Below are 17,082 nucleotides of genomic sequence, written 5' to 3'. Positions count from 1 at the left end.
GGCTCTTCCGAAGGCTTTGTTAGGTGTTGCCGAAGCCTCTATCCGGATTCTCGCTGAACAGCCTGTCTTCCTCCTCGGGGAACCGATGCTTTTGAAGAGCCGCCATTTCCGCAATGACGCGCGTCCGTTCGCGACGTGCTTCCCGGCGTTCGGCGGCTAGGGCCTCAAGCCCCCATGCTTTGGCTGCTTTCCCAGCGACGGTGCGGACATTTTCCAAAACCGCTTTGGCCGCGCGATCTTGTTGATATGCCTCCTGGACCCGGCATAAGGTGGATGAGAGTTCCATGAGAAGTCCTTTCTCAATAGCCAGCGTCATTTTTGACGCTGCGGTAAAGTCCTTTCGCTAGCGATGCGCTCGGCTGTCGGGCATTGATCCGGATGCTTGCGCCCAACCGTAGAACGCCCGTGGCTGTTTCACGAGGGCGGCGCGTCTCGCTTTGCCTGAGCGATCGCGTCGCTGAGCCGCGAATAGCGATAGTCTTTGTAGTGGAACTGTTCTGCCGGGACACGGGTGATCCCGTATTTGGCCATGAGTTCGGCGACGGCGGTGTCGTCTGGCCCTGAAATGCTCATTGTCGTTGCTCCTGCGCTTCGAAACTGGCTTTTCGCTCGCGCATGGCGTCGAGCTTCGCCGTCAACTGGCGGAGAACCCGCGAGCGATGCGCGTATGTGTTGTACCGTGTTCCCACCCGGCCACTGGCAAAATCGCGGGACAAGGTGCTCGCCATGAGGCGGACCTCTGTCGTGAGCCGCTCAATTTCGCCATCGGCAGTTGTGAAAGCTCCCGATGAGCCACTCGCCCTGTCCAAACGAGGGAGGTGTCCGCCTTCGTTTTCCCAGCTTTCTTCCGGGGATTGATCGGCATCGCGCCGCGCACAGACCTGGATCGGGAGCGTGGAAGGGGGCAGCGGAAGACCCGCTTTGCGCGTGCTCGCAGCGCTGGCGCCGTCATGGACCATAGCTCGTCTCCGGCTATGAGCGGGAGCACGAATCATCTCTCAGCCGCACCTGCGCTCAAGGCATGGAGTGCGATAGAGCTCATATGGGGGGTGCGAGGCCATATTGCTATGTATGGGCGGTCCTTATGCCGATCCTTGAACGAATTGAGCCCAGATTGCCGACACTTTACCCGGATGGAGATGGCCGACATCAGCTCAGGTCGACATCTACGGTCATGCTCTCAAGCATGTTCGTCGGCCCTGCATAGCTGCCGCTGACCGGCATTATTTGGCCAATGTCCCGCCCTACGGCCACCGGAACGAGGTTGAACCCGCCGACGCTGCGATTGGTCGGATCGAAGGTGATCCAGCCGGCGCCGGGCAAATAGACTTCGGCCCAGGCGTGGGTCGATCCGGCCCCAGCCTGGCCAATCAGATTTTCCGCGCGGTTATCGAGGTAGCCCGAGACGATCCGTGCGCCGAAGCCGAGGCTGCGGGCCGCCTCGACGAACAGCATCGCGAAATCGCGGCATGATCCCCAACCCCGATCCAGTGTCTCCACCGGCGATTGCGTGCCTTCGTCATCACGGGACTGGTAGGCGATCCAGCCCGAAACGCCCGTGCTCAGATCCTTGAGGAGAGCGAGTGTGTCGGTCGGATTGCCATCGACGAATGCCTGCGCCCAGTTGCGCAGCCTCCCCGCTGCATCCGAATATTGCATAACGGTCAGGCCGCCGAGATCCGTCCAGTCGCTATCGCTATATCGAAAAGGATAGTGGATTGCGGACGCCGCGATATCGAACACTGGCCAGGCGACGGCGCCAACATTGAGAACCGTCTGGCTTTCGATCACCAGGCTCTCGGTGGTCGCGGAGAATACGGCCGTTGCGACAGCGTTCCCTGCCACATCGCGCGCCCAGGAAACGCTCGCCTCAGGCGTGATGTGCAGTTGGAAGGACACAAGCGCGACATCATGTCCCTCGCGTGGGCGCAGCATCAGGCGATGCGGTCCCAACTGGACCGGCAGACGATAATGATAGGATGTGCGGTGCCGGATGGTCAGCATGATCGAGCGTTCGCGGGACGCATGACGCCATCCACTCGGGTGCTCAGCGCACCGACCCGCGGCGAACCAGATTGACGATCGCGAGCAATATGATCGAACCCGCCAGTGAAACGAGGAAGGTGGTGATCGTAAGCGGCGCATTGTTGATGTCGCCTCGCGCAAAGATCAAGCCGCCGATGAAGGAGCCGACGATACCCACCACGATGTTGAGAAGGATACCCTGCTGACCGTCCGTCCGCATGACCACGCTTGCGAGCCAGCCGATGATGCCACCGACCACAAGCCACATGATAATTCCCATGATCGTTCTCCTATGCCCAGAAGACGTCGCGGTCAGATTGACTTGTCATATCCGGAATGGTCCTAACTCCTCGAAGAATGAAGCGTTCCTGAAGATTGCGTAATCAGACCGGTTTTTACAGCGACCCAATCACGATTTATTTCGATGGCCTGTAACGTTTTTTCTCCCGGCGCGTTATCTGAACGCTCCAAGCGATGCCTTCCATCCTGGATGGTGCGTTTTCAGCCAAAAGAACAGACCGTCTTTCTCGCCGGCAGAGCCCCGCGGGTTGCACGTCTGTAAGGAACATCAAATGAAACGTGCAGTTTTCGCCGTCCTCCTCGGGACGGCAGCGCTTGGCGCCGCGGCGGTCGCGCCAGCCCAGTCCACGACGCCGGGCACGACGGGCAGCTATTCCAGCCTGAATGTCGGCGCCGCTCCCATCCACGGCCTCGACGCTCCCGCCTTCTCGGCCGCAGCCTCCGATGCCAACCAGTTCCAGATCGCGGCGAGCCGCCTCAGCCTGAGGCGGTCGCAGCGCAGCGACGTCAAGGATTATGCCCGGCGCCTCATTTCGGAATCGCGGACTTCCCAGCAGACGCTGATGGCGTCGCTGAGCAATGACCAGCGCAAGATCGTCAGGCCGACCACCCGCCTGTCGGCCGACCGCGCCTCGATGCTAAGAATGCTCCGCGATACGCCCCGCAGTTCGTTCGACAATCTCTACCTTACCCAGTCCGCGCAGGTGCAGCAGGGCAACTGGGCGACTTACAAGGGCTATGCCGAGGATGGCGCCGACCAGTCGTTGAAGCAGGTGGCCGGCAACGGCGTGCCGATCATCGAGCAGCAGCTCCAGCAGGGCAACGCGCTGCTGCCTTCGGCGCTTTCGGCCAACTGAAAATGTGGCCGGTCCGGGCAGGTTCGAACCTGTCCGGCCCACCAAGCTACCAAATCGAAGGATCCAGACATGAACGACAAGCATGACATTTCCGTACTGAACGGAATGATCACCACGACCCTCGACAGCATGAAGGGATTCGAGGACGCCGCCGAAGATGCGGAGAGCACCCGGTTTGCGGCGATGTTCGCCGATTTCGCGCGCGACCGCGGACAGGTTGTTGCTTCCCTGCAGGCAGAGGTGGAAGGGCTCGGCGGCAAACCCGAAAGCAGCGCCAGCTTCCTTGGTGCCGCGCACCGCAGCTTCATGGACCTGAAGCAGGTGCTCTCTGGCAAGAACGACAAGGCGATCATCGAGGAAGTCGAACGGGGAGAGGATCACATCAAGGCGAAGTTCGAAGACGCCCTGAGGGATACGACCCTGCAACCGGCCACCCTCGCGGTCATCCGCGAGGGCTTCGCTTCAGTAAAGGCCGGTCATGATCAGGCCCGCGCACTCAAGCATGGTCTGATCTGAGGCAAGGCCCAATTTTCGGCGTGGCGGGCAAGCGTCTGCCGTCCCAGATAGTCAACGAAACGGAGAATGGCCATGGCCACCAATGCAGAAATCCCCGTTCAGGTCTCTGTCGGCAGGCGCGTCCTGATCTCCGCCGACGATGTGCGCGGCAAGGCCGTGCATGGCCGTGACGGTGACAAGCTCGGCACCGTCGACAAGCTCATTCTGGACGAGTGTACCGGGCAGGTCGCCTATATCATTCTCTCGACGGGGGGCTTCCTCGGGCTGGGGCAGAGCTATCACCCCATTCCTTGGGCGGCATTTCGCTATGACGAGAAGCGGGGTGGATACGCGGCGGCGATCGACAAGCGGCTTCTAGAGGGCGCTCCCAGCTTTCGGCCGGATTCGGCTCCTGTATTTGACGAGGCCTACGGTCGCCGGGTGACCGACTATTATCAGCTGCCGCCCATGGACATCGCCTGATCCGGTCTTTCTTCGCGGGCGGGCCAGAAAGGAATGCTTGCCCGGTGTCGAATGGATGCCGGGTTGGAGTATGAACCATGCTATGTTGCGACTGCAAGCCCGTGCGCTCCACGAGGGCGTCCGGCTCGCGACTATCCGGATTCGGCTTTCATACCGCTAGCTTTCCGGCCTCCCGGAAAGGGGGCATTACCATGACTCGGACCCACCCCGACGTCGCGCGCGATCTGGCGCTGGCGATCCTTGCTTCGTCCGCCGCGCCGGCGCTTCTGCTCGACGGGGAGCTGACCGTTATCTCCGGCAGCACATCCTTTTATCGCGCCTTCGGCCTTGAACCTCCGAATGTGGCCGGACAGCCGCTGTTCAAGCTCGGCGCGGGCGAGTGGGATGTGCCTCAGCTCCGCTCGCTGCTCAGCGCCACCCTCTCCGGGCATGCAAGGATCGAGGCCTATGAGATGGACCTCAAGGGTTACGTCTCATCCCGGCGGCTCGTCCTCAATGCCCAGAAGCTCGACTATGGTGATACGGAGCAGGTCCGCCTGCTCCTGACAATTTCCGACGTCACTGAGGCGCGCATCAGTGAGAAGCTCAAGGATGACCTGCTGCGCGAAAAGGCGATCCTGCTGCAGGAGCTACAGCACCGCGTCGCCAACAGCCTCCAGATCATCGCCAGCGTGCTCATGCAGAGCGCGCGGCGGGTACAATCCGAGGAGGCAAGAGGTCATCTCCACGATGCCCACAACCGGGTCATGTCGATCGCTACCCTCCAGCAACAACTCGCAGCTTCCAGGCTGGGCGATGTGGAGCTGCGGGGTTACTTCATCCAGCTTTGCGAGAGCCTCGGCGCATCGATGATCCACGATCATGACCAGATGTCGATCATGGTGACCGCCGATGGCAGCAGCGTGAAAGCGGACATCTCGGTCAGTCTGGGGCTGATCGTCACCGAGCTTGTGATCAACGCGCTCAAACATGCGTTTCCGCGTGGTCGTAGCGGCAGGATTCTGGTCGATTATCATGCGCATGAAAGCGACTGGACATTATCTGTCAGCGACAACGGCGTCGGAACGCCCGAGACCGTCGCCGACGCCAAGCCGGGTCTCGGCACCAGTATCGTGGAAGCCCTGGCTAATCAGCTCGACGCCACCGTCGAAACCGAGGGCGGTTGTCCCGGAACCACGGTATCGATCACGCACGCGAAGGCTCGAACGTCCTGACAGCAATAAAGGCGGATTGGATCCGCTTGTAGAGCCAATGAGTGTGGCGGCATCGATCTGCTATGCGTCAGCTCGCCTTTAGCAATGCCGTCGGACGCGGCATCCTCATAGTCGGCACCGTGCAAATCAATCTGTGATAATATGAGAGCAATGGCGTGTGCGTGGAGCGCCGATTATTCCTGCGGCGCCATCGCTCCCTCGCGCCGATCTCTCCGCGCCGATGGCGCAGGATTGTACGCATGGATCGCTTCTTTACGCTGGTTGCGACGCGATCGGCTTCGCTCATGGGTCAGCCGCTCGCCTTCATTATCTCGACACTTCTGGTCATCATTTGGGCCGCGAGCGGCCCGTTTCTCCATTATTCGGATACCTGGCAGCTGATCGTGAATACCGCGACGACGGTGCTGACCTTCCTTGCCGTCTTCCTTATCCAGAACAGCCAGAACCGGGACGGTGCGGCGATGCAGGCGAAGCTCGACGAGATTCTCCGGGCGCTCGACAAGGCGCGCGTCGAATTCGTCGGCATCGAGCACCTCACCGACGCGCAGATCTGCGAAATCCGCGACGCCCTGGAAAGCGACATCGAGAGCGAGAATGATCGGGCCAGGACCGTGGAGCGGACCGTCGAGGCGCTCCTCAAGCGTTATTAGGGCGCTCGCTTCAGGGGAAGTGCCCTTGTAGCCGGAATCGTACTGACGGATGTTAATTCTGCGCCGGCTTCGGGCTCCTCGCGCACGGTAGCGGGTTTTCTCAACGACGATCCGCATCAAGAGGAGATGAATCATGGCCGCAACCAAGACTGCTGCGAAGCCGACCAGCACCACCAGGACCAAGCCAGTCTCGAAAACGGCGCGCAAAACGGCCCGGGCGGCCGCCAAGCCCGCCGACGCGATCAAGCTGCTGAAGGACGATCACAAAGAGGTGAAGGGCTATTTCAGGCAGTATGAGAGCCTTGAGGATGAGGCCGAGAAGCAGGCGCTGGCCGACAAGATTTGCCTAGCGCTGACTGTCCACGCGCAGATTGAGGAGGAGATCTACTATCCCGCGGCCCGCGAGGCGATCGACGACGATGATCTGCTCGACGAGGCCGAAGTCGAGCATGCCAGCGCCAAGCAGCTGATCGCGGAAATCCAGTCGATGAAGGCGGGCGACCGCCTGTTTGACGCCAAGGTCACGGTGCTCGGCGAATATATCGACCACCATGTCGAGGAGGAGGAGAGCGAGATGTTCCCGGAAAGCCGCGACAGCGATCTCGACCTCAAGGCGCTCGGCGCCCAGTTGGCCGAGCGAAAGGCGGAATTGATGGCCCAGACGGCGTGATGGTTCAGGCATCCGCATGGCGGCGGATGTCCGACCCTCCGGGCCTCCCATGATGACCGAGCGAGATGGGTTGCGGCCCAAGTTCGATTATGATTGCCTGATCGTTGGCGGCGGCCCCGCCGGGCTAACCGCCGCGATCTATCTTGCACGCTTCCATCTCTCGGTGCTCGTCGTCGATGCCGGGAAGAGTCGCGCGGCGCTCATCCCGCTCAGCCGCAATCATGCAGGCTTCCCGGAAGGCATATCGGGCGCCGAGCTGCTCGATCGGATGCGCGAACAGGCCCGGGCCTATGGCGCCGAGCTGCGCGAAGGGCTCGTCATCGGGCTTCAGCGGTCGACCACCGGATTCACCGCACAGATTGAAGACAAGAGGCTGCGGGCCAAGACGGTCCTGCTGGCGACCGGCGTGATCAATCGCCGGCCGCCGATGACGGATGATGCCTGTCACGACGAGGGGCTGGCTTCCGGGCGGTTGCGTTATTGTCCAATCTGCGACGGATACGAAGTTACCGACCGGCGCATCGCGGTGCTCGGAACCGGCGAACGCGGCTGCAACGAAGCACTTTTCCTGCGCAGCTACAGCGCCGACATTGCCCTGGTCGCGCCTTACCAAAGCCACGCTCTTGATAACGAACAGCGTTCGCTGCTCATGGATGCGGGTATCCGTATCGCAGGGCAATGCTCGGCCTTGCGACTTGTCGACGGCGGGATCGAGCTTGTCGTCGATGGCCAGCCGGAGCGGTTCGACACGCTCTATCCCGCGCTCGGCTCGGATATCCGTTCGGAACTGGCTGGACAGGTGGGGGCATCCCGTTCCGCCGATGGCTGCCTGACGGTCGATGCGCACCAGCGCACCGACGTCCCAGGACTCTACGCGGCGGGCGACGTCGTGCTCGGGCTCGACCAGATCAGTCACGCCATGGGCGAAGGCGGCGTCGCCGCGACCACGATCCGCAACGACCTGGCCCGGAAGACGCCGCTCCGCCGATAGGCAGTCGCTCCCTTATGCGGGCGGTTGCGCGTCGAGATCGACGTTGAGCTCGCGTGGCCAGTGGCGCAGCGAACGGCACGCTTCGATGAATGCCACGGCATCTCCGGCCTTGCTGAGCGGTAGGCAGGCTTCGTCGAGATCCTCCGCTATACCCGCCTTGGCGAATATCGTCTCAGCCTCGGCGCCGAGGCCGATATATTTGCAGTGCGCAAACGCATCTGTGGCGAAGTCCCTGGCCGCCGCGTCGAGCGACAACAAAGCCGCCCCCTTGGCGGAGACGAGGACCGCGACCGCGTCGAACAGGACCGAAGGGCCGCCATCGATCTTGTGCTTTGCCGCCACGGTCGTGCCATCCGACAGAGTGACGCCTACGATCTTGGGTGCGACGATCTCATAGACCGCTCCCTCGGCTTCCACCGCCTCGAGCAATGCGTTGAAGATGGACGCATCAGCGCCATCGGTCAGCAGGATGCCAAGCTTGCGGCCCTTGAAACTGGCTGGTCCGTTCTTGACGATGCTGAGCTTGTCGGACGGCGGGAGGTCCGTGATCGGCTCGCGCGCGGCGATCGCGGGGTCCGGCAAGGCGAGCCCCAGGCCATCGGCAACCGTCGCGGCAAGCGCCGCGTCGATATTGAGCAGGTGCGACACCGTGCGCGAGCGGATATCGGGGCGCTCCACCTTCGAGAGCTCGAACACCAACGCATCACCGATATGCTTCTGCTCGATCGGCGTCTGGCTGACGAAGAACTGCCGCGCCTGGCTGTAATGGTCGGCGAAGCTCTCCGAGCGCACACGTTGCTTGGGACCGTCGGCCTCCTCCGCGAAGCTGCTGAAACCACGCACCGGATCCTCGCGCGGCCCGCCCTGCGCCGCCCCCCAGCTGTTGGGTTCATAGTTGGCCCGCCCTTTGGGATTGCGCATCGCCATGTGCCCGTCCTGTTGAAAATGCGCCATCGGGCACTTGGGCGCATTGATTGGGATGTGGGTGAAGTTGGGGCCGCCCAGGCGTTTGATCTGGGTATCGAGATATGAGAAATTGCGTCCCTGCAGCAGCGGGTCGTTCGAGAAATCGATGCCCGGCGGCACGTTCTGGGTCATGAACGCGACCTGCTCGGTCTCCGCGAAGAAATTGTCGACCACCCGGTCGAGCACCAGCCGGCCGATAACACGGATCGGCACCTGTTCCTCAGGGATCAGCTTCGTCGCATCAAGGACATCGAACTCGAAGCTGTCGGCGAAATCATCATCGAACAGCTGCACGCCCAGCTCCCATTCCGGGAAGTCGCCGCCGTTGATTGCGTCCCACAGGTCTCGGCGATGGAAATCAGGGTCAGCACCGTTGATCTTGACCGCCTCGTTCCAGACGACCGACTGGAGGCCCTGCTTCGGTTTCCAGTGGAACTTGACGAAGGTCGACCTGCCTTCGGCATCGACCAACCGGAAGGTATGGACGCCGAAACCCTCCATCGTCCGGAACGAGCGTGGGATCGCGCGGTCGGACATCGTCCACATGATCATGTGGAAGCTTTCGGGCGTCAGGCTGACGAAGTCCCAGAAATTGTCGTGGGCGGTCTGCGCCTGTGGAAAATTGCGATCGGGTTCCGGCTTGGCTGCGTGGATGAGGTCAGGGAACTTGATCGCATCCTGGATGAAGAAGACCGGGATGTTGTTGCCGACCAAATCCCAGTTTCCTTCCTGGGTATAGAGCTTGACTGCGAACCCGCGCACGTCGCGCGCGAGATCAAAGGAACCCTTGGAGCCGGCGACCGTCGAGAAGCGCACGAACGCCGGCGTGCGCTCGCCGACGCGCTGGAAGATGTCGGCGCGGCTGACGTCGGCCAGGCTGTCGGTCAGCTCGAAAAAGCCGTGCGCACCATAGCCGCGGGCATGGACCACACGCTCGGGGATGCGCTCATGGTCGAAATGGAAGATCTTCTCCCGGAAGTGGCTGTCCTCCAGAAGCGTCGGACCACGCTCACCCTGCTTGAGGCTGTTCTGGTCATCGGCGACCGGAATGCCCTGCTGGGTGGTCAGCGTCGCCACGTCGCCATCGGCAACCTGATGTGTCTCGCCGCCATCCGCCTGCGGTTCGCCGTAGGAAAAGGAGATCGCGGCGTCCTCGGGTACGGGCGATGCCTTTTGCGGGGACTCTCCTCCGACGTCGGCTCCCACGAGATCGGGCGGCGTAACTTTGCCGGCGGATTCCGGAGTCGCCTTGGGCGATGCGGGCTTCTTAGCCATGATGATATCCTCGTCGGTTGATTGAGAGTCGAAACGGTGAGGCCGGGTGGCTGCGCGCCGGGCACGCAGCCACGATGCCGCTGCCGGGTGTGACCGAAGAACCCGCGCGAGCTGGCGAGGTTGCCGGCGCCACACCAAAATTAACCTGCGTCATCACGATTGCGCCCAGGCCCCGCGCAACGCGCAGCGATGTCACCCGTTAGGGAGAGGCACAGAATCAGCGCTGATGCATCTTGGCCCGACGGGAGGATGGTCAGCCATGTTCACCGAACGTTTCCTCAGGGACAAAAGCGGCGTCAGTCTGGAGCCCGCTGAGCGGGACAGGCTTGAGGCGGCCATCAGCGAGATTCAAACCCTCGCGCCCCGGCGGACGGTCGTGCGCGCGGGCGAGCCTATCGATCAAAGCACACTGCTGGTCGAAGGAATCATGTCGCGTTACATCGACGACCGGCATGGCCTCCGGCAACTGGTCGCTGTGCATTTGCCTGGCGATTTCGTCGATCTGCACGCCTATCCGCTCAAGATACTCGACCATGATGTTGCGACGATGACCGCGGTGACGATCGCGATCGTGCCGCACGCCGAGCTCGACGCGATCACCCGCGAGATGCCGCAGCTCACGCGCAAGCTCTGGTTCGCCACGCTCGTCGATGCAGCGATCCATCGCGCCTGGCTGTTCCGCTTCGGTCGGCTCGACGCGATCGGCCGGGTGGCGCATTTCCTGTGCGAAACCAATGCCCGGCTCGTCTCGGCGGGTCTCAGCGATGGCCGCCGCTTCGCGCTCGGTCTCACCCAGACCGATCTCGCCGAAATCTGCGGTCTCACCAACGTGCATGTGAACCGGGTGATGCGGCATCTGCGCGAAGAGCGGCTCTGCATCTTCCGGTCCTCGCTCGTCGAAATCCTCGATCCAGAACGGCTGGCGACGCGCGGGCAGTTCGACCCCGCCTATCTCTATATCGACCACAGAACACCCGCGCACTCGTCCTCCAACCCAAGGCCATAGTCATGCCCGCACCACCCGCAGTTCCGCAGCCCCAGAGTGAACCCGGCATCGCCAACGCCGAGGATGGCCTCGTCGTCCTCGACGGACCCAATGGGGTGGCCATAACGATGACGGCCGATGCCGCGGCACGAACCGGGCACAGCTTGATCTCGGCCGCCGTGATCGCCGAGCGGCAGATCGCGGACAGAGCGGAGAGCGACGATGTTTGATCCTTTCTCCACCTGGAATCGCCTGCTGGTGGCAGGCGCCTCTGTGACGCGCACCAACATGCGCGCGGTGGAGACGCTGACCGCCGCCAATGCCGTGGTCGCCGCACGGGGCAAGATCATCGAGGCGGCGGTACGCTCGCCCCTGACCGGCGACCACGCGGAACTGGGGCGGATGGTGCCCGAAAAGGTGGATGCCTTCTCGCGCGCGGGGTCCGCGACCGTCACTGCCTGGTGGGAGGCGCAGTCGGCCTGGGCTCGCCATATGCAGCATCTTGGCGGCATGGCGATGCGCGGTCGTCCGCCCACGCCGGCCGAGCTTGCCGATCTCGGCAGCCGCGCGGCCACGCTGACGCTGGAGTCGATCGAAGCTGCCGCGAGGCTCGGATCGACGGCGCTCGCACCGGTTCACCGCAAGGCGACGGCCAATGCCCGGCGGCTCAAGCGCAAGACAGCGCGGCGCTCCCGGTAGCGGATCGGCAAGCCGCGAGATTCATATTGATCCGTGTTGATTTCGTGATGTCGGCAGGAACGCCGGGCATTCGAGCCGGTTCTTCGGATAGTGCCACGCTGCTGCCCCCGTTCAGGAGTTCAGCCGAGATGTCGTGTTCACGACCGGCATGGCCGATGGGAAGATCATCATGTCGTCGCCTGCCGCAAGGCCGATCTCGCCTACCGCAGTCCTCATCTTCCCAAAGCGACATTCGCAAGCGTCTTATGCGACGTCTTGCATCCACGTCACGTCCGTTTCTCAGAGGTATTGGGTTGGAGCGGACTAACTGCTCAGGGCTCCTAGTCATAGCTCCAGCGAGTCGGAAGGGCGACGTAGTGCGGTGATCTGCGCTCGTTAGCGGTGCAAGCGAAGTAGAAACGGCGACACATATTCGTTATGTTTGTCCTGCGCGGGGCCGCCGGTTGATGGAAGTGAACCGAGCCCCGCTTGTCCTGGGTTCAAGATATGTCGGCTATGGCGCCTTGCATGCCGGAACCTGCCGCTCCGCAATCGGCCCAACTTCTGTCGTTCAGCGATGTCGGTCTAGCAAAGGCTGGATGGCGGCCACTAACAGAACCCGCCGTTCGAAAGATCGGTCTGGAACGACTGCTTGGTCCCAAAGGCGGTCTGGGCACCCACGACGCTGTCGCTTCTTTTTGTACGAAGCAGTGCGACGAGCCTAGGTTGGGCCTTGATTGCTAGCCATCGTCGTCCTCGGTTGCGGAGGGAGGCGAGCATGTCAGCAACGAAGATCCTCTGGGGCCAAGTGATCGTTGTTCTTCTTGTTGCGCTCGCCTGTATCTGGGGGGCTACGCAATGGACCGCGGAGGCGCTCGCCTATCAGTCCGAACTCGGCCGGCCTTGGTTCTTCCTGCTCAGCCGACCGATCTACCCGCCTTTCGCGTTCTTCTACTGGTGGTTCGCCTTCGATGCATACGCACCAAGAATCTTCGTTAAGGGCGCGGCGATCGCTGCCTCCGGCGGTATTCTCTCGATCGTGATCGCGATCGGCATGTCGGTCTGGCGCGCACGGGAAGCAAAGCTCGCCCACACCTATGGTTCGGCACGATGGGCAAACGAAAAGGAGGTCAGGTCTGCCGGGCTGCTGGGCGAGGAGGGAGTGGTGCTCGGCTTGCTCCGCCGCGCGTATCTACGCCATCGCGGGCCAGAACACGTCCTTTGCTTTGCGCCGACGCGGAGCGGCAAAGGTGTGGGGCTCGTTATTCCGTCGCTGCTTACCTGGGCCGACAGCGCGATCGTACACGACATCAAGGGTGAGAACTGGCAGCTCACCGCCGGATTTCGCGGGAAGCACGGCCGCGTGCTCCTCTTCGATCCGACCAACCCTGCATCGTCCGCCTACAATCCGCTTCTGGAGGTGCGGCGCGGAGAATGGGAAGTGCGCGACGTGCAGAACGTCGCGGACGTGCTGGTCGACCCAGAGGGAAGTCTCGAAAAGCGGAACCATTGGGAAAAGACGAGCCACGCCCTGCTCGTCGGTGCGATCCTCCACGTCCTTTACGCAGAGAGCGACAAGACGCTCGCCGGCGTCGCTGCTTTTCTTTCCGATCCAAGGCGCCCGATCACCAGCACGCTGCGCGCTATGATGACGACACCGCACCTGGGCGAGGCAGGCGTACATCCGGTCGTCGCGTCGGCCGCCCGCGAGCTTCTCAACAAGTCAGAGAACGAGCGGTCGGGTGTCCTTTCGACGGCCATGTCGTTCCTCGGTCTCTATCGAGATCCGATCGTCGCTCGCGTCACACGCGCCTGTGATTGGCGCATTTCGGACCTGATGGACAGCACTCTCCCCGTCACCCTCTATCTGGTGGTCCCGCCATCCGACATCAGCCGCACGAAGCCGCTGATCCGCCTGGTGCTCAACCAGATTGGTCGGCGGCTGACCGAGGAATTGACGCCGAAGCCCCGCCGCCATCGAGTCCTGTTGATGCTCGACGAGTTTCCGGCGCTAGGCCGGCTCGACTTCTTCGAGAGCGCGCTCGCATTCATGGCCGGCTACGGCATCAAGGCGTTCCTGATCGCGCAATCGCTCAATCAGATCGAGAAGGCTTATGGCCCCAACAACGCGATCCTCGATAATTGCCACGTTCGGGTATCCTTCGCCACCAACGACGAAAGGACGGCGAAACGGATTTCGGATGCGCTGGGCACCGCGACCGAGATGCGCGCGATGAAGAACTATGCTGGCCACCGGCTTTCGCCCTGGCTTGGTCATCTGATGGTGTCGCGCACGGAGACCGCTCGTCCGCTCCTTACCCCGGGCGAGGTCATGCAACTACCGCCGAGTGACGAGATCGTGATGGTGGCGGGGATTTCCCCCATTCGCGCCTTGAAGGCGCGATATTACGCGGACCGGCGCCTGGCTCGCCGCATCTTGCCACCACCGAACCCGCACTTCGCAGCACCCGGCCATCGCCCCGCAGACGACTGGTCCGGCATGAGGCCGGTCGCGCCGTTCGCACCGCCGGCACCGCCGCCCACCTCTTTCGAGGCGGACGAAGGCGACCAGGACAATGCGGGCATTCGCCGCGAGCCCGAATTGCCGCAGCATGAGGAGATCGTGGCTGCGACAGTCCCCGTTCGTCACGAGTTCGATTTCGAGGATACTGACGGGGCCGAGGACGGCACTCGCAACTTTGCGTTGCGCGAACGGCTCGTCAGCTCGGCACGACAGGCGTCACTCGACCCCGACGATGGGATCGCGCTTTGACCGGGTTGCGGATCAAACAGACATTCCGCCTACCGCCCGAGCTTGCACGGGATCTAGCACAACACGCCCGATCCCGCCGAGTATCGCAGGCCGCAATCGTTGAGGCGGCGCTTTCGTCGTTCCTCTCGCCGGACGGCGCCGACCGGCTGGAGGCGGCAATCAGCCGTCGCCTCGACCGGCTCGGTCGACAGCTTGACCGCATGGAATGGAACGTCGGCCTCGCCAACGAAACGATCGCGCTGTTCGTTCGCTTCTGGCTCACCGCAAATCCACCGATGCCCGACGACGCGCGCAGCGGCCCAGGCAATGGGCAAGGAGCGTTGGGAGCGATTCGTCGAAGCACTTAGCCGCCGGATGGAATCGGGACCGCGCCTGCTGGATGAGATCAGCCGTGACATCGCCGGGTCCAAGCCGGAGGCCGACTGACCGTTTCAAGCGCTCAGGCCGCGCGCCGCTCTTCCTCTTCGGGTAGAGCGCCCTTCCACGCGACGAGGGCCTGCTTGGAATAGACGACCCTGCGCCCGATCTTCTGAAACGCCGGTCCAGTGCCCTGCCAACGATAGGTTTGGAGCGTGCCGACGGTCATCCCGAGGAGCGCCGCTGCCGCCCGCGTGTCCATCCATTTCGTCCGGATGATCGAACCGAGGATCGGATCGCACGTCGCGGCCATGCCAGCCTCGTCGTCCCAGAAGTCTTCGGCCGGGGCCTCGACTTCTTCCAGATCAGTCGCCGCCTCTTCTAGCTCCAGATGATGAGCGATCCTGTCAGCGATCCGATCAGCGGCGGATTTCACCGGATGATCGGCCAAGTGTGCGTAACGCTCCGTTGTCTTCGCCGAGCGATGGCCGAGCAGGGCACCGATAATCAGCAGGCTATCGCCATTGTTCGCACCGACCGAGGCGAAGCTATGGCGCAAGTCGTGTATCCGGACGTCCTCCAGCTCCGCAGACTTGCGGATGCGGGTCCATACCGACTGAAGATCGGTGACGTGCGTCCCCGCTGTGCGACCGGGAAAGACGTGCGGGTTGCCCGGTCGGGGGGACAGCGACGTGATCAGCCGAAGCGCGGGTGCGCCAAGGTGGACGACCTTCGCCCCGGTCTTGCTATCGGGGAGCCGCAGGCATTTGTGAAAGCGATCGATCCACTCCCACCGGAGCGAAAGGATCTCATTCTTTCGGCATCCGGTCAGGATCAGCATCCTGATGGCGGCAATGGCATACTCGCTCTCCACGCCGAGGGAGGCCGCCGCCGCGAGAACCCCGCCCAAGCGATGCAGCTCGACGGGCGAGAGGAACCGCTCCAGCTTCTTGCCAGGATATTTCTTGATCCCAATCGCCGGGTTGTCCGCTCGCAGCCGCTCGTCAACCATGTAGGTGAACGCCGCGCTTAAGGTGTTTATCACGCGGTTAGCGGTGCCCTTGCCCCCGCGCACCCTCGACTTGGATCGTGGCCCACGCTTCGTGGTCTTCGCGCTCTTTCCTGCGGCGATGTCGCGAAGGAGCTGCTGCACGTCACCGCGGGTGAACGTGGAGAGGAGGTGATTGCCCACCAGCGGCTTAATATGGTTCTCAATGTTCGAGCGCGCCTGCCGGATTGAGCTGTCCTTGGCGGTCGCCAGACCCTCCTCCAGATACAGGTCGCACGCATCACCGATCGAGAGCGTGGCAGCGTCGCGCTTCTTCTCGTCAGCGGGATCGATCCCGGCGGCGACCTGGCCGAGGAGGGACTTCGCCTCCCGTCGCGCGGTCTCCACGGTCCAGACCCCATGACTTCCGATCGTAACGCGACGGGTGCGCTTTCCGATGCGGTACTGGATGAGGTAGCTTCGACGTCCAGACTTAAAAACGCGGAGCCCGAACCCTTGCACGTCGTCGTCCCAGACAAAGAGATCAGCGTCGATGGCTTCGGCGCTTTCGACAACGCGCTTGGTCAGTTTCGGCATATGCCAGTTCCCACTCTCGGCACCCACTTCCGCGGAAGCAGAGCGGAAGCAATCGGACGGAAATTCGATCGTAGAAAAGGATACATCTGGCGGCCGCGCATTGCAAGATTTCTAGCGTTTATCGGGCTTTATCGTAGGATTGGCTTTGATAGGAAAGCTACGGCGGGCGCCTATACTTCGATTGGTAAGGCTGAGGTCGGGAGTTCAATCCTCCCCGGCAGCACCACCGGCCCCTCCGACATCGGCGAAGCGGATCGCCCCTCGCGGCGCGGTCACCCCACCTCCTGAACCGTCTCCATCGCCACGAAGGTGGAGGTGCTGGCGACGTGCGGCAGGCTGGAGATCTTCTCGCCCAGCACGATGCGATATTTGCGGATGTCGGTGGTGCGCACCTTCAGCAGATAGTCGAAGTTGCTCGCGATCATATGGCATTCCTCCACCTCGCGGATCTTGCGCACCGCCTGATTGAACTCGGTGAGCGCCTTCTCGCGCGTGTCGGAGAGCTTCACCGTGGCGAAGGCGATATGGTCCATGCCGAGCTTGCCGGCGTCGACCAGCGCACGGAAGCCGCGGATCACGCCCTCGTCGATCAGCCGCCGGAGCCGCACCTGGCAGGGTGTCTTGGACAAGCCCACCTGTCGCGCCAGTTCGGTCACAGTCATGCGGCCGTCGCGGGTGAGGGCATCGATGATCTGATGATCGAAGCTATCCAGTTCGACCTGGGAATCGCGATTTTTCATTCCAATCGACTTTCGATTGCTAGAAATATGGTTCATTC

At 62.5% G+C, this 17,082-nt stretch carries 20 protein-coding genes; 12 read left to right on the top strand and 8 right to left on the bottom strand.

Annotated features, from left to right (window positions below; genetic code table 11):
* Nucleotides 1–19: 19 nt before the first annotated feature.
* The 5 genes from FHS98_RS12165 to FHS98_RS12145 all read right to left on the bottom strand — a co-directional run bounded on the left by FHS98_RS12165 (nucleotide 20) and on the right by FHS98_RS12145 (nucleotide 2,305).
* Nucleotides 20–316 (bottom strand): hypothetical protein, encoded by a 297-nt coding sequence (locus FHS98_RS12165; RefSeq protein ID WP_167105052.1) that lies wholly within the window; start codon nucleotides 314–316, stop codon nucleotides 20–22.
* A gap of 98 nt (nucleotides 317–414) precedes the next feature.
* Complete coding sequence (locus FHS98_RS12160) at nucleotides 415–573, bottom strand: hypothetical protein (protein WP_167105049.1); 159 nt, start codon at nucleotides 571–573, stop codon at nucleotides 415–417.
* Nucleotides 570–959, bottom strand: a complete 390-nt coding sequence (locus FHS98_RS12155) for a hypothetical protein (RefSeq protein ID WP_167105046.1) — start codon at nucleotides 957–959, stop codon at nucleotides 570–572. Before FHS98_RS12155 ends, FHS98_RS12160 begins: the two co-directional genes overlap by 4 nt.
* Nucleotides 960–1,149: 190 nt before the next feature.
* Nucleotides 1,150–2,004 carry a transglutaminase family protein gene (locus FHS98_RS12150; RefSeq protein WP_167105043.1) on the bottom strand — a complete coding sequence of 285 codons (855 nt, stop codon included), beginning with the start codon at nucleotides 2,002–2,004 and terminating at the stop codon, nucleotides 1,150–1,152.
* A 43-nt stretch (nucleotides 2,005–2,047) separates the two neighbouring features.
* Nucleotides 2,048–2,305, bottom strand: a complete 258-nt coding sequence (locus FHS98_RS12145) for a GlsB/YeaQ/YmgE family stress response membrane protein (protein WP_167105040.1) — start codon at nucleotides 2,303–2,305, stop codon at nucleotides 2,048–2,050.
* Nucleotides 2,306–2,597: 292 nt separating this feature from the next.
* Here FHS98_RS12145 and FHS98_RS12140 point away from each other — a divergent pair, with 292 nt between their 5' ends.
* From FHS98_RS12140 to FHS98_RS12110, 7 genes are all read left to right on the top strand, one after another.
* Nucleotides 2,598–3,182, top strand: coding sequence for a DUF4142 domain-containing protein (locus tag FHS98_RS12140; RefSeq protein WP_167105037.1), 585 nt, complete (start codon nucleotides 2,598–2,600; stop codon nucleotides 3,180–3,182).
* Between the two features lie 69 nt (nucleotides 3,183–3,251).
* On the top strand, nucleotides 3,252–3,698 hold the full coding sequence (locus FHS98_RS12135) for a ferritin-like domain-containing protein (RefSeq protein ID WP_167105034.1): 447 nt from the start codon (nucleotides 3,252–3,254) through the stop codon (nucleotides 3,696–3,698).
* A gap of 72 nt (nucleotides 3,699–3,770) precedes the next feature.
* Nucleotides 3,771–4,160: a PRC-barrel domain-containing protein gene (locus tag FHS98_RS12130; RefSeq protein WP_167105031.1), complete on the top strand. Its 390-nt coding sequence runs from the start codon at nucleotides 3,771–3,773 to the stop codon at nucleotides 4,158–4,160.
* Nucleotides 4,161–4,351: 191 nt separating this feature from the next.
* The gene (locus FHS98_RS12125; RefSeq protein WP_167105028.1) at nucleotides 4,352–5,374 is read left to right on the top strand and encodes a sensor histidine kinase; all 1,023 of its coding nucleotides are present in this window, start codon (nucleotides 4,352–4,354) and stop codon (nucleotides 5,372–5,374) included.
* Nucleotides 5,375–5,613: 239 nt separating this feature from the next.
* A complete protein-coding gene (locus FHS98_RS12120) occupies nucleotides 5,614–6,024 on the top strand; it encodes a low affinity iron permease family protein (RefSeq protein WP_167105452.1) in 411 nt (136 codons plus the stop codon).
* A 133-nt stretch (nucleotides 6,025–6,157) separates the two neighbouring features.
* The gene (locus FHS98_RS12115; protein ID WP_167105025.1) at nucleotides 6,158–6,694 is read left to right on the top strand and encodes a hemerythrin domain-containing protein; all 537 of its coding nucleotides are present in this window, start codon (nucleotides 6,158–6,160) and stop codon (nucleotides 6,692–6,694) included.
* A gap of 52 nt (nucleotides 6,695–6,746) precedes the next feature.
* Nucleotides 6,747–7,685, top strand: a complete 939-nt coding sequence (locus tag FHS98_RS12110) for an NAD(P)/FAD-dependent oxidoreductase (protein WP_167105449.1) — start codon at nucleotides 6,747–6,749, stop codon at nucleotides 7,683–7,685.
* Nucleotides 7,686–7,697: 12 nt separating this feature from the next.
* Here the strand turns inward: FHS98_RS12110 and katE are convergent, their stop codons facing one another.
* Entirely contained in the window at nucleotides 7,698–9,926 is a 2,229-nt protein-coding gene (gene katE, locus FHS98_RS12105) for a catalase (protein WP_208402222.1), read from the bottom strand.
* A 259-nt stretch (nucleotides 9,927–10,185) separates the two neighbouring features.
* Between katE and FHS98_RS12100 the strand changes: the two genes are divergently transcribed.
* The 5 genes from FHS98_RS12100 to FHS98_RS12080 all read left to right on the top strand — a co-directional run bounded on the left by FHS98_RS12100 (nucleotide 10,186) and on the right by FHS98_RS12080 (nucleotide 14,709).
* Nucleotides 10,186–10,932, top strand: a complete 747-nt coding sequence (locus FHS98_RS12100; protein ID WP_167105022.1) for a Crp/Fnr family transcriptional regulator — start codon at nucleotides 10,186–10,188, stop codon at nucleotides 10,930–10,932.
* Between the two features lie 2 nt (nucleotides 10,933–10,934).
* A complete protein-coding gene (locus FHS98_RS12095) occupies nucleotides 10,935–11,141 on the top strand; it encodes a hypothetical protein (protein ID WP_167105019.1) in 207 nt (68 codons plus the stop codon).
* Complete coding sequence (locus tag FHS98_RS12090; RefSeq protein ID WP_167105016.1) at nucleotides 11,134–11,610, top strand: hypothetical protein; 477 nt, start codon at nucleotides 11,134–11,136, stop codon at nucleotides 11,608–11,610. The genes FHS98_RS12095 and FHS98_RS12090 overlap by 8 nt, the downstream gene beginning before the upstream one ends.
* 757 nt (nucleotides 11,611–12,367) lie before the next feature.
* Entirely contained in the window at nucleotides 12,368–14,362 is a 1,995-nt protein-coding gene (locus FHS98_RS12085; protein ID WP_167105013.1) for a conjugal transfer protein TraG, read from the top strand.
* On the top strand, nucleotides 14,359–14,709 hold the full coding sequence (locus tag FHS98_RS12080; RefSeq protein WP_481883004.1) for a CopG family transcriptional regulator: 351 nt from the start codon (nucleotides 14,359–14,361) through the stop codon (nucleotides 14,707–14,709). The genes FHS98_RS12085 and FHS98_RS12080 overlap by 4 nt, the downstream gene beginning before the upstream one ends.
* A gap of 92 nt (nucleotides 14,710–14,801) precedes the next feature.
* Here the strand turns inward: FHS98_RS12080 and FHS98_RS12075 are convergent, their stop codons facing one another.
* Nucleotides 14,802–16,304, bottom strand: coding sequence for a site-specific integrase (locus FHS98_RS12075; RefSeq protein ID WP_167105010.1), 1,503 nt, complete (start codon nucleotides 16,302–16,304; stop codon nucleotides 14,802–14,804).
* 272 nt (nucleotides 16,305–16,576) lie between these two features.
* The gene (locus tag FHS98_RS12070; protein ID WP_167105007.1) at nucleotides 16,577–17,044 is read right to left on the bottom strand and encodes an Lrp/AsnC family transcriptional regulator; all 468 of its coding nucleotides are present in this window, start codon (nucleotides 17,042–17,044) and stop codon (nucleotides 16,577–16,579) included.
* Between the last annotated feature and the right edge of the window lie 38 nt (nucleotides 17,045–17,082).

This window comes from Sphingomonas oligoaromativorans, from assembly GCF_011762195.1.
Taxonomy (GTDB): domain Bacteria; phylum Pseudomonadota; class Alphaproteobacteria; order Sphingomonadales; family Sphingomonadaceae; genus Solisphingomonas; species Solisphingomonas oligoaromativorans.
This window is presented reverse-complemented; position numbering and strand designations above follow the sequence as displayed.

What these genes read in the sequence shown, in the direction of transcription:
- FHS98_RS12150 (WP_167105043.1), bottom strand. Translation starts at nt 2,004, where the DNA reads ATGCTGACCATCCGGCACCGCACATCCTATCATTATCGTCTGCCGGTC.
- FHS98_RS12165 (WP_167105052.1), bottom strand. Translation starts at nt 316, where the DNA reads ATGACGCTGGCTATTGAGAAAGGACTTCTCATGGAACTCTCATCCACC.
- FHS98_RS12070 (WP_167105007.1), bottom strand. Translation starts at nt 17,044, where the DNA reads ATGAAAAATCGCGATTCCCAGGTCGAACTGGATAGCTTCGATCATCAG.
- FHS98_RS12075 (WP_167105010.1), bottom strand. Translation starts at nt 16,304, where the DNA reads ATGCCGAAACTGACCAAGCGCGTTGTCGAAAGCGCCGAAGCCATCGAC.
- FHS98_RS12120 (WP_167105452.1), top strand. Translation starts at nt 5,614, where the DNA reads ATGGATCGCTTCTTTACGCTGGTTGCGACGCGATCGGCTTCGCTCATG.
- katE (WP_208402222.1), bottom strand. Translation starts at nt 9,926, where the DNA reads ATGGCTAAGAAGCCCGCATCGCCCAAGGCGACTCCGGAATCCGCCGGC.
- FHS98_RS12095 (WP_167105019.1), top strand. Translation starts at nt 10,935, where the DNA reads ATGCCCGCACCACCCGCAGTTCCGCAGCCCCAGAGTGAACCCGGCATC.
- FHS98_RS12115 (WP_167105025.1), top strand. Translation starts at nt 6,158, where the DNA reads ATGGCCGCAACCAAGACTGCTGCGAAGCCGACCAGCACCACCAGGACC.
- FHS98_RS12125 (WP_167105028.1), top strand. Translation starts at nt 4,352, where the DNA reads ATGACTCGGACCCACCCCGACGTCGCGCGCGATCTGGCGCTGGCGATC.
- FHS98_RS12100 (WP_167105022.1), top strand. Translation starts at nt 10,186, where the DNA reads ATGTTCACCGAACGTTTCCTCAGGGACAAAAGCGGCGTCAGTCTGGAG.
- FHS98_RS12110 (WP_167105449.1), top strand. Translation starts at nt 6,747, where the DNA reads ATGACCGAGCGAGATGGGTTGCGGCCCAAGTTCGATTATGATTGCCTG.
- FHS98_RS12135 (WP_167105034.1), top strand. Translation starts at nt 3,252, where the DNA reads ATGAACGACAAGCATGACATTTCCGTACTGAACGGAATGATCACCACG.
- FHS98_RS12130 (WP_167105031.1), top strand. Translation starts at nt 3,771, where the DNA reads ATGGCCACCAATGCAGAAATCCCCGTTCAGGTCTCTGTCGGCAGGCGC.
- FHS98_RS12140 (WP_167105037.1), top strand. Translation starts at nt 2,598, where the DNA reads ATGAAACGTGCAGTTTTCGCCGTCCTCCTCGGGACGGCAGCGCTTGGC.
- FHS98_RS12085 (WP_167105013.1), top strand. Translation starts at nt 12,368, where the DNA reads ATGTCAGCAACGAAGATCCTCTGGGGCCAAGTGATCGTTGTTCTTCTT.
- FHS98_RS12155 (WP_167105046.1), bottom strand. Translation starts at nt 959, where the DNA reads ATGGTCCATGACGGCGCCAGCGCTGCGAGCACGCGCAAAGCGGGTCTT.
- FHS98_RS12145 (WP_167105040.1), bottom strand. Translation starts at nt 2,305, where the DNA reads ATGGGAATTATCATGTGGCTTGTGGTCGGTGGCATCATCGGCTGGCTC.
- FHS98_RS12090 (WP_167105016.1), top strand. Translation starts at nt 11,134, where the DNA reads ATGTTTGATCCTTTCTCCACCTGGAATCGCCTGCTGGTGGCAGGCGCC.
- FHS98_RS12160 (WP_167105049.1), bottom strand. Translation starts at nt 573, where the DNA reads ATGAGCATTTCAGGGCCAGACGACACCGCCGTCGCCGAACTCATGGCC.